Annotated in this window: 14 protein-coding genes; 6 read left to right on the forward strand and 8 right to left on the reverse strand. The window is 36.7% G+C overall.

The genetic code is table 11. The features are described from left to right. Window positions 1–39 precede the first annotated feature (39 nt). The 6 genes from BT999_RS00635 to BT999_RS00665 all read left to right on the forward strand — a co-directional run bounded on the left by BT999_RS00635 (window position 40) and on the right by BT999_RS00665 (window position 6,907). On the forward strand, window positions 40–2,919 hold the full coding sequence (locus BT999_RS00635; RefSeq protein ID WP_072695444.1) for a chemotaxis protein CheA: 2,880 nt from the start codon (window positions 40–42) through the stop codon (window positions 2,917–2,919). A 152-nt stretch (window positions 2,920–3,071) separates the two neighbouring features. Further along, window positions 3,072–3,206: a 50S ribosomal protein L34 gene (gene rpmH / locus BT999_RS00645; protein WP_072695448.1), complete on the forward strand. Its 135-nt coding sequence runs from the start codon at window positions 3,072–3,074 to the stop codon at window positions 3,204–3,206. Then, complete coding sequence (rnpA, locus tag BT999_RS00650; protein WP_072695450.1) at window positions 3,194–3,568, forward strand: ribonuclease P protein component; 375 nt, start codon at window positions 3,194–3,196, stop codon at window positions 3,566–3,568. Before rpmH ends, rnpA begins: the two co-directional genes overlap by 13 nt. 194 nt (window positions 3,569–3,762) lie before the next feature. Further along, entirely contained in the window at window positions 3,763–4,026 is a 264-nt protein-coding gene (yidD, locus tag BT999_RS00655; RefSeq protein WP_425429652.1) for a membrane protein insertion efficiency factor YidD, read from the forward strand. Between the two features lie 24 nt (window positions 4,027–4,050). Beyond that, entirely contained in the window at window positions 4,051–5,679 is a 1,629-nt protein-coding gene (gene yidC / locus BT999_RS00660) for a membrane protein insertase YidC (protein ID WP_072695452.1), read from the forward strand. A gap of 40 nt (window positions 5,680–5,719) precedes the next feature. Further along, window positions 5,720–6,907 carry a Jag family protein gene (locus tag BT999_RS00665; protein ID WP_072695454.1) on the forward strand — a complete coding sequence of 396 codons (1,188 nt, stop codon included), beginning with the start codon at window positions 5,720–5,722 and terminating at the stop codon, window positions 6,905–6,907. 108 nt (window positions 6,908–7,015) lie between these two features. Here the strand turns inward: BT999_RS00665 and BT999_RS00670 are convergent, their stop codons facing one another. The 8 genes from BT999_RS00670 to BT999_RS00705 all read right to left on the reverse strand — a co-directional run bounded on the left by BT999_RS00670 (window position 7,016) and on the right by BT999_RS00705 (window position 14,020). Next, entirely contained in the window at window positions 7,016–7,255 is a 240-nt protein-coding gene (locus tag BT999_RS00670) for a hypothetical protein (RefSeq protein WP_072695456.1), read from the reverse strand. Window positions 7,256–7,368: 113 nt separating this feature from the next. Next, window positions 7,369–9,078 (reverse strand): potassium channel family protein, encoded by a 1,710-nt coding sequence (locus tag BT999_RS00675; protein WP_072695458.1) that lies wholly within the window; start codon window positions 9,076–9,078, stop codon window positions 7,369–7,371. Between the two features lie 387 nt (window positions 9,079–9,465). Further along, the gene (gene argC, locus BT999_RS00680; RefSeq protein WP_072695460.1) at window positions 9,466–10,524 is read right to left on the reverse strand and encodes an N-acetyl-gamma-glutamyl-phosphate reductase; all 1,059 of its coding nucleotides are present in this window, start codon (window positions 10,522–10,524) and stop codon (window positions 9,466–9,468) included. An 83-nt stretch (window positions 10,525–10,607) separates the two neighbouring features. After that, window positions 10,608–10,901, reverse strand: coding sequence for a DUF1844 domain-containing protein (locus tag BT999_RS00685; protein ID WP_072695462.1), 294 nt, complete (start codon window positions 10,899–10,901; stop codon window positions 10,608–10,610). Between the two features lie 78 nt (window positions 10,902–10,979). Then, entirely contained in the window at window positions 10,980–12,149 is a 1,170-nt protein-coding gene (locus BT999_RS00690; RefSeq protein ID WP_072695464.1) for a pyridoxal-phosphate-dependent aminotransferase family protein, read from the reverse strand. Window positions 12,150–12,241: 92 nt separating this feature from the next. Beyond that, the gene (locus tag BT999_RS00695) at window positions 12,242–12,865 is read right to left on the reverse strand and encodes a tetratricopeptide repeat protein (RefSeq protein ID WP_072695466.1); all 624 of its coding nucleotides are present in this window, start codon (window positions 12,863–12,865) and stop codon (window positions 12,242–12,244) included. Between the two features lie 42 nt (window positions 12,866–12,907). After that, on the reverse strand, window positions 12,908–13,306 hold the full coding sequence (locus BT999_RS00700) for a hypothetical protein (RefSeq protein WP_072695468.1): 399 nt from the start codon (window positions 13,304–13,306) through the stop codon (window positions 12,908–12,910). Window positions 13,307–13,357: 51 nt separating this feature from the next. Then, window positions 13,358–14,020, reverse strand: coding sequence for a hypothetical protein (locus BT999_RS00705; RefSeq protein WP_072695470.1), 663 nt, complete (start codon window positions 14,018–14,020; stop codon window positions 13,358–13,360). Window positions 14,021–14,139 lie beyond the last annotated feature (119 nt).

Raw genomic sequence — 14,139 nt, forward strand, 5'->3', positions numbered from 1 at the left:
TTTGTATAGTTTAAAATAACGTTTTTTGGGGTATAAGGTATGAGCCAAGAATATATGGATCCGGAAATTTTTGCTGATTTTATAGTTGAAGCAAAAGAACACCTTGAAACTATTGAGCCAAACTTGCTCGAGCTTGAAAAAGCACCGGATAACCTTTCTATTTTGAATGAAATTTTTAGACCCATGCACTCCCTTAAAGGGGCATCGGGTTTCTTGGGCTTAAATAAAATAAATGGTTTGGCTCACCGTGCTGAAAACGTTATGGACGAATTGCGTAAAGGAACCATGACAACAAGCACGGTCATCATGGACGTTATTTTAGAAGCAACAGACGCTCTTCGTCGTATGATTGAAAACCTTGAAACAATAGGAAACGAGGGCGACGTAGAAACAGAAGGCACAATAGTCAAACTTGATGCTATTATGGCAGGTACTTATTCTGCCGATGATGCCGATGGATCAAGTGCTGATGTTATCAACGATGTTTCCGATGATATTGTTGAAGTTTCCGCAACTTCCCCTACTGTTATTGTTGAAAGTTCCTCTGCTGATTCTGCTGATTCTTCTATTGCAGCGGATACTGTCGGCGTTTCCTCGAGAGAGTGGATTGCGACCTTGGCTCCTCTTAATACTTATGCCTTAAACTCTTTTGGAGAAGGACACCTTAAAGACTTTATTGATGAAGCAAAAGAAAATGTTGAAAATTTAGCAACAGGTCTTCTTTCTCTTGAAAAAAATCCAACCGACCACTCAGAGCTTGTAAATGACCTTTTCCGCTTTTTCCATAATTTAAAAGGGAATAGTGGCATTGTTGGCTATAATGAATTAAATAGTGTTACTCATGAAGCTGAAACTCTTCTTAACATGGTGCGACATGATGAAATTCCCGTCAGTAAAAATTTAGTCGATTTGTTACTTTTAGTTGTTGATGTGATTGATGAATTAATTGTGCGTATTGATCCCACATCAGGGCAAGTGCATCCGGTTGATGTCAATACTTTGCTTGGACGATTACAACAGGCAAACAACGGTGGTGCGATTGAAATGCCGGTTGGTGTTGGGCGTGTGCCTGTTGATTCTGAAAACACAAGCACAAAAGATAAGAAAGTTGATCCTAAGTTATCAAGCGAACCTGTTGCGCCTACCATAGAATCTGATGATTTGTCTGTATTTATTGATACGGTAAAACAGCAACAAGCTTCGGTTAACCTTGCCTTGGAAGAACTTGCAAAAGACAGTAGCCAAAAAGAATATATCGACGGTTTGTTCCGCAGTTTGGTAACTATTCAAAACGCTGCCAATTTTATGGAACTTGAAGACATAAAAACTTATGCCCAAAGAACCTCAGGAATAGTTGATAAAGCACGTAGTACAGATATGGATTTTGGCATGATGGTAGACCTTTTGAAACAAGAGTGTAGCATCATCTCAGATATGGTTGAAACCGCCATAAAAGATTTAAAAAAACTTGCATCTGATAAGCCGGCTCCCGCTGCTCCTGCAACAGAAACACAAAAAACTGATAATGTTGTTAAACAAAGCTCGGAAAAGGTGGTGCAGAGTGCGTCCCCTGTTAAGAGTTCTCCTGTGTCTGAAGTTGCTAAACCTGCCTCAGCACCAAGTTCTCCGCAAGCATCTGCTCCGAAACCTCAAGCACCGCCAACGCCCCCCAAACCTGGGGCGCAACCTCCTACCCCTGCCAAAAAAGATGATGCTGTTCCTAAATCTTCATCTACCATCAGAGTAGACCACGAAAAACTTGATCATTTAATGAACTTAATCGGTGAGTTGATCATTAACAGAAACAGATATACGCTTTTAGCACGCCAGCTTGAAGAAAAAGTTGATGTTAACCTTGTGGCTCAAAACCTTACTGAAACTACTTACGGAATGGCTCGTATTTCCGATGATCTTCAAGATACTATCATGAAGGTGCGAATGGTTCCGGTTTCTTCTGTTTTTTCACGCTTTCCTCGTTTAGTTAGAGATTTGTCTCGCAAAAGCGGTAAAGAGGTTGAATTGGTGATGGAAGGGGAAGAAACAGAGCTTGATAAAAGCGTTGTTGAAGTTATAGGCGACCCTCTTGTTCACTTAATTCGTAACTCTGTAGACCACGGAATTGAAGATGCTGATGTACGTGTTGCCAAAGGGAAAAGTGCGAAAGGTAAAGTTTGTTTAAGAGCTTTCCATAAAGGTAACTCGGTTGCGATAGAAGTAGAAGACGATGGAAAGGGTATAGACCCTGAAAAAATGAGAGAAGTAGCTATTCGCAAGGGGATTATCAGCCCTGAAGACGCAAGAGCGTTAGACGACCGCGAGGCTATGGAGCTTATCTTTGCCCCCGGTTTTTCTTCTGCTGAAGTTATTACCGATATTTCCGGACGTGGTGTCGGAATGGACGTTGTAAGAACCAATATCAAAAGCCTTAAAGGTAGTATCACTATTTCTTCGGAAGTAGGAAAGGGAACAAGATTTACCCTGTTATTGCCTCTTACTTTGGCAATCATTGACGCTTTAATGGTAAATGTTGCCGGAGATATGTATGCGATTCCGCTTGACGCCGTATCAGAAACCACAAAAATCGAAGCTCGTCGCTTGACTGATGTTAAAGGGCGTAAAGCGGTTACTTTAAGAGGCGAGGTTTTAGGAATTTTGAGTTTGGCAGAATTACTTGGGCTTCCCAATAACTCCGCCGGGCAAGACGTTCTTTCCGTTGTTGTAATTCATGATAATGATCGCCGTTTAGGTTTGGTTGTTGACCGTCTTCTTGAACGTCAAGAAATAGTTATTAAGCCTCTTAGTGCTTATCTAGGCGACCTTAAGGGAATTTCCGGTGCAACTATTATGGGAGACGGAAGTGTTATTTTAATCCTTGATCCTCATGAAATTTATATGATGGCAACCTCAAAAACAATATAAAACAATAAAAATAAATTTTTGTTCTTTCTTGCAAAAACTCTTTTTTACCTTATATAACAACAATAAACCAAAAAACAATTTGCAAAAGCTACTCTTGACTGTTTTTTGTGAATAAGGTAGAAATTGAAGTTCATTTTTTAAAGGAGCATTATATGCAAAGAACTTATCAACCAAGTGTTATTAAACGTAAAAGAACTCATGGCTTCCGTGAGCGTATGAGTACTGCTGCCGGTCGTAATATTATTCGTCGTCGCAGAGCAATAGGGCGTAAAAGATTAGCCGTTTAACTTTTACTAAAGACCAACATTTAGCGACTCGGCAAGAATTTTCAGACTGCTATGAAAAAGGACAAAGGTTTTTTTCGAAACATTTTGTTGTAATTGTCCGCAATAGAGATTTACAATCTGTGAAGTGGCGTTTGGGTCTTGCCGTTGGGCGCAAAATAGGTTCGGCGGTAAAACGAAATAGAGTAAAGAGAGTTTTACGAGAATTTTTTAGGTTAAATCAATATGATATTCCGAATGGATTTGATTATGTTGTTATCCCTAAAAAACATTTACATGCTAAGCTTATAAATCTGAAAATGGTAGAAACAGAACTTTTTTCTCTTCTTAATTCAAAGCTTTTAATTAAATTAAGCACAGAATAAATTTCTGTTTTTTGATGTTTTTTAATTTATATCCTTTTGGGTTTATATCTTGGCAAGTTTTTTAATTTTGCTTTTTAATGCCTTAAGTCTAATATTTTTTAATGCCTTAAAACTAATATTAAAGATGATATACAATGGTATAACGCAACACAATGCTTAATAAATATTTTTGTTTTTTTTCGGATAAGACCGAATTGGAAAGATATAAAGCTCTTTTGCTTTATTATATACGTATCGGTTTTGTGTTGCCGATTAAATTTTATCGTTATTTTATTTCTCCTTTGTTGCCCAGAGCTTGTAAATATTATCCAAGTTGTTCCGTGTATGCTGTTGAAGCAATTTTAAGACATGGTGTAATTAAAGGCGTTTTTCTGAGCAGTTGGAGAATCCTACGTTGTAATCCTTGGTCGGCAGGCGGTTTTGACCCTGTTCCTCCTAAAAAACAACGCTTACTGTAATTTTAATGGGAGCTATTATTTTTTATGGATCATTATAGAACAATCGCAGCAGTAGTCCTATGTGTAGTTGTATATTTTGCATGGAGCTATTTTGCTGATTATATGGGTTGGTTGCCACCACCTCAAACTCAACAGGTTCAAACTCAACAAGCTGTTAACGCTACTGCAACTTCCGGCAACCAAACTGCCGGTGCTGCCAATATAAGTGGAATAGAGGTAACAAGCCAAGAACTTCCTAACTTTGTACCGGTTGTCGGACATGATGTCGTTGTTGAAACGCCTTATTTTCGAGCTGTTTTTCATAGCGGCGGAGGAATTTTAAAAGAGTTTTTTCTAAAAAAATATCCTCAAACATTAAGCGGAAACGGTTTAGTAGAACCTCTTAACGCTAAGAGCGAAAAAGTATCTCCACTTGGTCTTTTAATTAACGGAACGCCTACATGGAACTCTGGTCAATGGTCTTCAAGCGTTGATAAGCTTGATTTACAAAACGGTGGAACCGGAACTATTGAATTTGTAGGAAAATTTGGCGATATAAATATAGTTAGAACTTTTACCTTTAACGCAGAGACATACTTTTTTGATGAAAAAGTTACTTTAACCCCGACTACCAGCACAGGAACGGGAAAAGTTGCTTTTACCATTGCCGCTAGCCCTATGAGCAGTGATGGCGGAAAACATGACCAAGACAGAATAGCTTATTATAATAAATTTGATTCTTTTGCCGAAGAATCCAGTGTTGACACGCTTAAAAAAGGTATGGCGTTTTCAGAGGGTGTTTATTGGGGCGGAATAATGAGCAACTATTTTCTTGTCGCTACTGCTCCTAAAGATACAAGCGTTGTGTTAAAAGCTCGTTATGAAGATTCTATTTATCGTGTGGCTTTAGAAAAAAGCGATGTTGCTTTAATGCCCGGTGTTGGAACGACTATTGAAACCTCTTATTATATCGGACCGAAAGAGAAAAAATATCTGATAGACGCACCAAACAATTTGGAAGCAGCTTTAGATTATGGTTGGTTTAGTATTTTCTCTCGTCCTCTTGTTTGGACTTTAAACTTCCTTTATAAATATGTTCATAATTACGGTATAGCGATTATTCTTTTAACAGTTTTAATTAAGATTATTTTCTGGCCACTTTCTCATAAGAGTTATAAATCAATGGAAAAAATGAAGAAGCTTCAACCAATGATGCAAAAGATTCGTGAGAAATATGCTGATGATAAAGAAAAAATGAACGCAGAGGTTATGCAACTTTATAAAACATATAAAGTTAATCCTGCGAGTGGGTGTCTTCCTATTTTAATCCAGATTCCGGTTTTCTTTGGGCTTTATCGTGCCTTGCTTTATTCAATCGAATTAAGACATTCTTCTTTTATTCCCCACCTGCCTTTTACCGATATAGTTTGGTTAGCTGACTTGTCGGCGAAAGACCCGCTTATGATTACTCCTTTGGTGATGGGTGCAACGATGTTGATACAACAATGGATTACTCCGACGGCGGGTGATCCGACTCAGGCTAAGATAATGATGTTAATGCCTATTGTATTTACATATATTTTTATAGATTTCCCTTCCGGTTTAGTGCTTTATTGGTTAGTAAACAACTTAATATCTATTGGACAACAATGGTATATGTTGCGTAAGGCGTAGTAAATTAAATCAACTCATAATTTTTTGTGGAGCTGACTCTGTGAGTAACTATACTGAATTTCAGGGCAAGACCCTAGATCTTGCAATTAATGCAGCTTGTACATTTTTTGACGTGAGTCGAGATAAGCTTGAAATCGAAATAGTAAATGATGCTAAATCAGGCATTTTTGGCTTGGTTGGCGTAAAAAAAGCAACTATTCGAGCTAAGCGTATGAGCGACACAAGTAGTGTGCTTGATTCTATTAATGAACAGCTTGAGTCTCCCGTTAATACAAAAACAAGAGATACAGGCAACGAAAAACGCGATTTTGACAAGAAAAAAGGACGTAGAGAAATAGGTTCGGGCGAGCGCCAAACAAAACAGCGTCCTCATAATGATTTTGCCAAACCAAATAATGATGTTGCCAAACCAAATAAGTTAAAAGATAAAAGCGAAAATGGCGGGCGTTGGGCTTATCTTAACGAAAATCAAAAAGATGATGAAGCCTCAAACAACGTTGTTGCCAATGAAAACGTTGAAGCTCAACCTCAAAAACGTGAACGTAACCAACGCTTGAACAAAAACAGGCCTGAACGCCCACAGCGTAAAGAAAGAGTAACCAGACACAACAATCAAGGTAAAGAGTTTGAACCTTCTAAGCCTCAATCTGGCAATAATGAGAGTGAAGGAACAGAGCTTTATTCTGAAGATACTTTGGTTGAAGATAATGCCCGTGAAGGTTTTGCCTTTTTGAATGTTGAAGAGGTTGGAGTTGATAAGGTTATAGAAGAAACCAGAATAGTGGTTTCTCGCCTTGTTGATTGTATTGTTGAAGATTATAGCATTGATATTGAAATAATTGAAGAAAATAAAATAAAAGTAATGATTGACGCCGGTGAGAGTTCCGGTTTGTTGATAGGGCGTTATAGCCAAACCTTAACCGCTATTCAATATATGGCGGCACGCATTTTAACACGTGTCTTTAATGCTACAACTCGAATTCAAATTGATGCCGGTGATTATCGCGAGCGTCAAGATGAGAAAATGAGAGAACTGGCACTAAGTCTTGCTCAACGAGTTAAAGAAGAGGGGCGTGGGCTTTATACGCGTCCTTTAAGTTCTTATCATCGCAGAGTGGTACACATGGTTTTACAAGATGACACTGAGTTGCAAACGCGTAGCAAAGGCGAAGGTTCTATGAAGAGAATCTTGATTTTACCAAAACGTAGACAGCCTAAAGAACAATAATCAAAAAGACCTTAAGCTTAAGAAGTTTAAGGTCTTTTTTTAGCACATTTTTTATAAACTATAATCACAAGCCTATATTATTAAAATAGACGTCATTTTTAACCTTGATTAAGAATCGTTATTTACAAAGAATCCTTTTGTATCATAGGCTGCTGATAAAACATCTTTTTGAAAAAGATAACTTTCTCTTATACTTGAGTTTGTTGAACTCAAAGTATTGTTTGCAGATTTTGTATTATAAGTATTGGAATTTAAAGTATCAAGAGTTTGAGTAATGATCTTTGCATTCAACATATTTCTGTCGCTTGCAACAATAAGGTCAGTTGGATCGTTTATTCCATCTATCATATTGTCCTCCCCTTTTTTTCTCTGATTATATTAATAAAAACATGGCTTATCTTTATATCGGTTGATTGATAAAAAAACTTAAGGGTCGTATATCAAATAATTTTTATTTCAGCTTAATTTTTAAAACCATATTTATCGGTAAATTTTTTTTCTGCTTCTTCTGTTCCCAATAAGATAAGTTCGTCTCCTGGTTTAATTAAATATGATGGTGAGGGATTTATTTTTAGACCTTCTTTGGTTTTAATCGCAACAATGTTACAGTCAGTTGTTTCTCTTATCAGACTATTTTTTATTGTAGTTTTTATTAAGTCGGGGTGAGCCTCAACTTTAAAAATATCTAATCCTTCTGTGAGCATGGTAACCTTTCCCGGCGAGAGAAGATTTAAAACGATATTTGCGGCGATAGAGCTATGAACCATTACGACATTGGCACCGGCGGCATAGAGAGAATTTGCGTTGCGTTCTAAGGTCGCACGACTGATGATTTGAACGTCAGGACGTAGCTTACGACAATATATTGTTAAATAAATGTTTAAATCATCGCTATGAGTCGTAATTAAAACAGACTGTGCCGTTTTGATTCCGCCTTTTTCTAAAATATTAATATCAGCGGCACTGCCTAAAATATAACGTGGATCATTTTCTATGATATTTTGTTTGCTTTTTTCAATAACTTTAAAGTCTATATTCTGATCTTGAAAACATCTTGCTATTTCTTTTCCAACTCTTCCACCCCCAAGTATGATGGCGTGAGCCTGTTTGTTGGAGTTATTTTCTGTGTTTTGCTGGTTATTGACCCAAGTTAAAATATTTTCTTCTGAACCTGAGACAAGAAGATTGCTATTTGGGGTTATAAGAAAATCTGGTTTGGGTAAAATAAGTTTATTGTTTTGCCAAATACCTACGATGTTAAGATTTGACTTTTCTCTAAAGTGGCTTTTTGCAATAGTTAATCCGTCTATTTTACTATGTTTGGCAGAAATCTCCGCAATGCAAAGTTCATTAAAACTGCCAATAATATTTGCTTTTACCCCTGAAACAATTGAGCGTTTCGCAAAGGATTCTCCTAATATTTTTATAAAGTGATATACATAGCTTGAACCCGCCAATTCTAAAATATCAATAGAATCTTCACTCTCAACACTACTTAGAATAGGAATAGTCTGGGAAAGTTCTCGTACTGTTGATGCAATATTGGTATTTTTTAAATCATCACATAAGGCAATTACCATAAGCGAACGTATAGCACCTGTTTTATGATATGTTCTAATATCATCAAATTCTCCGAGTACAACATTATACCCTTTATCAATAAGGGAAAGAGCGAGGTCAGAATCAGGCACTAAAATTATGTATTCTATATTATATTGTATAAGGCGTTCAATGATATTTTCGGCGACCATATTATAGCCTGCTACAATCACATGATCACAAAGAGATTCGGAAACAGAAGTCGGTACGCGAGTTCTATTTTTTTCTTCTATCCATGGTTGATAAATAAAACGTATAAAAGTAAAAGGTAACATCAACATAAAAAAGATGATGCCGGAAAATAATACGACTAAAGTAAAACCGCGTCCCAGATCGCTAGAAAAAGTAATATCTCCAAAACCTAAAGTCGACATTACTGTAAGTGTCCAATATAATCCGCTTAAAGTACTGTGTTCTTTCCCTTCATATTCCATAATAACATGAAATAAATAGCTGTATAAAATAATTTGTCCTAATAAAAGAGCAGAAAAAGCTATTAAAAATTTTACATTCCATTTGTTTTTTACATTACTTTTTAAGTATATCGGAATTTGAGACATAATAAACTTCATGTTATTATCCTTATCATTTTTTTTACAATATATTAAACGTTTTTATTATATTATAATTACTTGTTTATTTCAAGTATCGCTTGTTTAGGTGTTAATTCTCTTTAATTTTTTAAAGGAAAATTTCGCAAGTCTTAAATTAATTGTTTTAAACGACTTTTTGTAAAATTATGCTTTGCGATGATTTTAGATTGTGAACGTTTTTAAGCATTAAAAAAACCTTCTTATAAGACGCTATTTTCTTATAAGAAGGTTTTTGGATTTATATTTTTTGTCTCTAATTCCAATCAGCTGTTTAGTTTTTCCTGATTTCCAAATAGATATTATAGCGTTATCATTGAAAATTCAAGCTTGCTAAGAGGGTAAGTTTTGTTGATTTTTGCAAAATTTTTAAGGTACGAGCGGAGCTAAATTTAAGCCGGTTTCCAACTCAAGACCCAACATTAGGTTCGCATTGGCAATGGCTTGTCCTGATGCTCCACGGCATAAATTATCAATACAAGATACTAAAATTAAACGCTTTGTACGTTCGTCAACAGTTAAAGCAAGGTCGCAAAACATTGTGCCCCTGACAAAGCGTAATTCAGGTAAACTTCCTAAAGGTAAGACCCTGACAAAGCTGTGTTTTTCATAAAATTTGCTATAAACTTCATGTAATTCTTTCGCACTGGATTTTGTATTTAATTCTGTATAGATAGTATTTAAAATACCTCTGTTGAGGGGCAGTAAATGAGGGTTAAACGAAAGGGTAATTTGACTGTTGTTGGCTAAACTTAGTTCCTGTTCAATTTCAGGGGTATGTCTATGCTTTCCGCCAATATTATAAGCTCTGAAACTGTCGCTTACCTCACAAAACAGAGTCCCAACGGTTGCTTTGCGTCCCGCACCGGAGGTTCCTGATTTTGCATCAATAATAATGCCTTGATCTTTTATTAATTTGTTTTTTAATGCCGGATATAAAGCCAAAATCGAAGCGGTCGGATAACAACCGGGGTTAGCGATTAATTGGGCTTTAGCGATTTCTTCGGCGTATAATTCGGGTAAGCCGTAAACAGCTTTTTTAAGCCATGATTGTTGAGCGTGGGGCGTATTATACCAACTTTCAAAAGTAGAAACATCTCTTAAGCGAAAGTCTGCCGAAAGGTCAACGACTTTTAAACCTTGGTCTAAAAGTTCTGCGGCAACATTCATGGCTGCTCCGTGAGGAACCGCCAAAAAAACAAGTTCGCAAGTTTTAGCCAACTCTTTGGGGTTGGGTTCGCTTATAATTAAATCTTGCAGTTTTGTTTTTTGTAAAAAAGGATAAATCTCAGAGAGTTTTTTCCCCGCCTCCGCTCTTGAGGTTGCGGCTGTTAAAGTAAAATTTGGGTGGGCTAAACATAAACGAGCAAGCTCCATTCCCGTATATCCGGTAACACCAACAAGACCAACTTTAATTTGTTTTTTCATGATATTTATTTCTTATCTTTTTTGTAAGTGAACAAAATATTATTTTACGATTTAATTATAATGAACTGAGTTATATGGTATTGTTATTTATTTTTCAGAACATATTTCATGCGTACTTCATAAAGCAGATCGGCAAGCAATTTCTTTTCATCATCACTTACGCCGTTAATTAGTTTATCTTGCAACATGGAGAGCAGGTCTATACTGTGTTTTGCCATAAGCAGGTTTTGTTCAGTTTTTCCCGTTTCCGGGTTAGGAACTTCGCCCAGATTTAATAAAGTACTTGAGGCAATAGATAAAACAAAAGTAGAAAAATTAACCTGTGGCAAAGCGTTTTGCTCTGCTGTTGCGTCATTGTTTTGATTGTTTTCGGACATTTTTTACTTCCTTATTAAACAGCAATTTTTTGTTATATACTTTATAACTTGATGATTAAATTTAATAAAATTATTTTTTTATAAAACAATATTATAATCTTCTGCTAGTGCTTTATGATAAGCGTCAAGAGCTTGTTCGCAATAGGTTTTACAACCGATATAACCGCCCAAAGCGACAAAACTATAAGCCAAAGCGTGAAGACCAGCCAAAACATCGGACCAATCGACCCAACCCATATGTCCAAGTCTTATGACTGTGTCTTTATATTCATCTTGTCCAGTTGCCATTACGATATTAAAATTTTCTGCCATATACGCAACGAGTTTTGTTGCAGACATGCCCACAGGCATTTTAATTGCCGTTACACCCCAAGCATAATTGTCTTTGGCAAAGAGTTCAAAACCCAAGGCTTTAACGCCTGTGCGAGTCATTTGGGTTAAGGCCCATTGTTTTTGATAGACATTTTTTAAGCCAAATTCGGCAAACATTTTTAAACTTTCGTTTAAACCGACAATCATGCTAACCGGAGTTGTAAAGCTTGTTTGGTTAGTTAGGTTATTCTTTTTTTCGCTTGCAAGGTTAAAATAAAAATCGCTGATTGGAACGGTTGCATTTTTTTCCCACGCTCTTTTTGACAAGGCAATCAAAGCTAAACCGGGGGGTAACATTAAACCTTTTTGAGAACCGGTAACCAAACAATCTATACCCCACTCGTCCATAGGACAAGGTGAGATAGAAACGCCGGAAATTCCGTCGACTACGAGTAAGGTATTGGTTTTTCTTGTAATTGCGGCAATTTGTCTAACAGGGTGTAAGGCTCCGGTAGAAGTTTCGGAAAGTTGCATTAAAACACCGGCAAAGTCAGGCTCGGAATTTAATAAGGCTTTTACCTCGTTAGGGTCAACTCCGTTACCCCATTCAACAGTTAAAACGGTAATGCTTAATCCACGCATCTTGGCAATATCTATCCAGCGTTGAGCGAATTTTCCGCCATCAATGATTAATACTTTTTGACCGGGGGCAAAAAGGTTAGTTACTGCCGCCGTCATCGCTCCTGATCCGGAGCAGGCAAGAGGTAAAACCGCTTCGTTTGTTCCAAACAAGGTTTTAAGGTGAGTTTGAACTTCTGATAAAATGGCTTTAAATGGTGCTTTGCGATGGTGGATCATATCAACTGCCATGGCAAGACGAACTCTTTCGGGTAACTGGGTCGGACCGGGGGTAAGTAAGCGTGGTTTGTTTAACATCTTAGTGCTTCCGTTTAAATTTTACTTTTATTAAATTTATTAATTGCTGTAATAGTAATAAATTAAATCAGTTAAGTTTGTTTGAGGTTTGCTTATTTAAAAGCTTCTAATTCTTTTAAAAGATCGGGGTTTACTTCAAAACCGTGTTTTATTGCAAGGTTGGCATATTCCAAAGCTTTTTTCCCATCGCCTTTTTCTAACCATGCGACCGCAAGGTTATTGTAAGCCGGTGCAAAGTTAGGTTCTTTTTTAATTACTTTTTCGCTTAAAGCGATTGATTCGTCAAGTTCGCCAATCATATAACAAGCAACGGCAAGAGAAGCCATAGCTTGCATAAAGTTTGGATCCCATTTCACAGCCTTTCTTAAAGCCGAAATAGCTTTTTCGGCTTCGCCTCGTTGAATATGAACAAAGCCAATATTTCCCCAACCTATAGCGAAACGTGGGCGACAGTTAACGGCTTCGTTGTTATAACTTAAACAGCCTTCCAAGTCTCCACGTTGCATGCAGATTCCGCCAAGTTGAACATATGCTTCGGCAACATGAGAAGAGGCACTGATACATTCCAGAAATGCAGCTTCGGCGGCGACAAAATCACGTTTTGACAATAAAGCCATACCGAGTGCGTAAAGGTGGTTGGCACAATCGGGAGTTTCTCTTATTTGGGCTTGAAGATCGGCGATATATTCATCAACATTATTATATTTTTCTTTCATGGTGTTGTCCTTTTTCTTTTTTTGTTTAAGATAGTTAAATAATTATTTTATTGAATCAGGTTCAATAAAACCTTCTTTTTGCAAGAGCTTTGTATACCAGACAGCAAAGTCAAAAATACCGCGATATTTTTCGTCTTTATTTATTATGCCAATGGCACACTCCAAAGCCCCTTTACCATATTCGTTGCTATAATCTTTTATATTTGATTGTTGAAGAAACTCTCTGATGAGTTGTTGGGTTGTACGTTTTGTTGGGTCTTGGCGAATGTCAAGAGGGTCATTGGGTTTTTGAAAAGGATCCCAATTTTCATAACCTATTCGGTCTATATATTTACGCCTGCGAGGACTCATCGAATCATACATAAAGCGTTTTTGTTCTTCTTCTGCCGGAGTAAGTATTTGCTGTGTTCCGTCGCGAAACATTGTTGCCGAAATGCTCATAATTTATTACCTTAAAATGGTTTATTTAAAAAATAACTTGTTATCAAAAGTTTATTTTGTTTGTTTTACGCCAAGATATTTTTCGTCATATTCCGTTAGTAAAGCAGTTGAAACAGGTACATAGACTAGATGTAATTCTGAGTAAGAAGAATTGATGAGCGGACCTATTTTCATGCTTATTTCAGCTAATTTATCTTGTATTTTATCTAAGTTTACGCTTGGATACGCTGTTCCTGCTTTAAAGTTGGATAGATGACAAGTATTACTGTTTCCGTTAATTGTGGTTGGAATTCCATAAAGTTTACAGGTAATCGGGCGGGCATTATATAAAATGCAGCGTTCGTCCGAACCGAGAAGCGGACAACGTTGTTTTTCTTGTCCGACTTTTTTCATTATTTCTTCAGGGGATGTTCCGTTGTTAAGTTCTTTATTAATTAAACGTTTAAATTTGTAAGAACGCCGATCTGCTTTTCCGGCATATTCTAAAATAGTGGAACGTTCCGCACCGTAATTAAAATTTTCTTTAAATGCCTTGTTTAAGTACATTGCTTCGACTAAAGACAAATCAAATAGGGCATGGCAACAACCGCTACACTGTTCTTTACAGCTAACGCAGTCGGAAAAGTCTCTTTTTATTGTGTCAAAAAGCTGATCGGCAGAGGCAGAAAGCTTTTCGTATTCTGTAAAAACATCTTTTAATACATCAAAAATCATTGGTTGCCTCGTAATAAAAAAATATTTGTGTAATATAACAGGTTAGTTTAAGCCTGGCAATTATTAAGTCAAGGTTAAAATATTAATTTAAACTTGATTGATAATCTTAGCTTTTATTA

Source organism: Desulfovibrio litoralis DSM 11393, assembly GCF_900143255.1.
Taxonomy (GTDB): domain Bacteria; phylum Desulfobacterota; class Desulfovibrionia; order Desulfovibrionales; family Desulfovibrionaceae; genus Frigididesulfovibrio_A; species Frigididesulfovibrio_A litoralis.

What these genes read in the sequence shown, in the direction of transcription:
- yidC (WP_072695452.1), top strand. Translation starts at nt 4,051, where the DNA reads ATGGATCATTATAGAACAATCGCAGCAGTAGTCCTATGTGTAGTTGTA.
- BT999_RS00670 (WP_072695456.1), bottom strand. Translation starts at nt 7,255, where the DNA reads ATGATAGATGGAATAAACGATCCAACTGACCTTATTGTTGCAAGCGAC.
- BT999_RS00675 (WP_072695458.1), bottom strand. Translation starts at nt 9,078, where the DNA reads ATGAAGTTTATTATGTCTCAAATTCCGATATACTTAAAAAGTAATGTA.
- BT999_RS00700 (WP_072695468.1), bottom strand. Translation starts at nt 13,306, where the DNA reads ATGAGCATTTCGGCAACAATGTTTCGCGACGGAACACAGCAAATACTT.
- argC (WP_072695460.1), bottom strand. Translation starts at nt 10,524, where the DNA reads ATGAAAAAACAAATTAAAGTTGGTCTTGTTGGTGTTACCGGATATACG.
- rpmH (WP_072695448.1), top strand. Translation starts at nt 3,072, where the DNA reads ATGCAAAGAACTTATCAACCAAGTGTTATTAAACGTAAAAGAACTCAT.
- BT999_RS00690 (WP_072695464.1), bottom strand. Translation starts at nt 12,149, where the DNA reads ATGTTAAACAAACCACGCTTACTTACCCCCGGTCCGACCCAGTTACCC.
- BT999_RS00685 (WP_072695462.1), bottom strand. Translation starts at nt 10,901, where the DNA reads ATGTCCGAAAACAATCAAAACAATGACGCAACAGCAGAGCAAAACGCT.
- BT999_RS00705 (WP_072695470.1), bottom strand. Translation starts at nt 14,020, where the DNA reads ATGATTTTTGATGTATTAAAAGATGTTTTTACAGAATACGAAAAGCTT.
- BT999_RS00635 (WP_072695444.1), top strand. Translation starts at nt 40, where the DNA reads ATGAGCCAAGAATATATGGATCCGGAAATTTTTGCTGATTTTATAGTT.
- BT999_RS00695 (WP_072695466.1), bottom strand. Translation starts at nt 12,865, where the DNA reads ATGAAAGAAAAATATAATAATGTTGATGAATATATCGCCGATCTTCAA.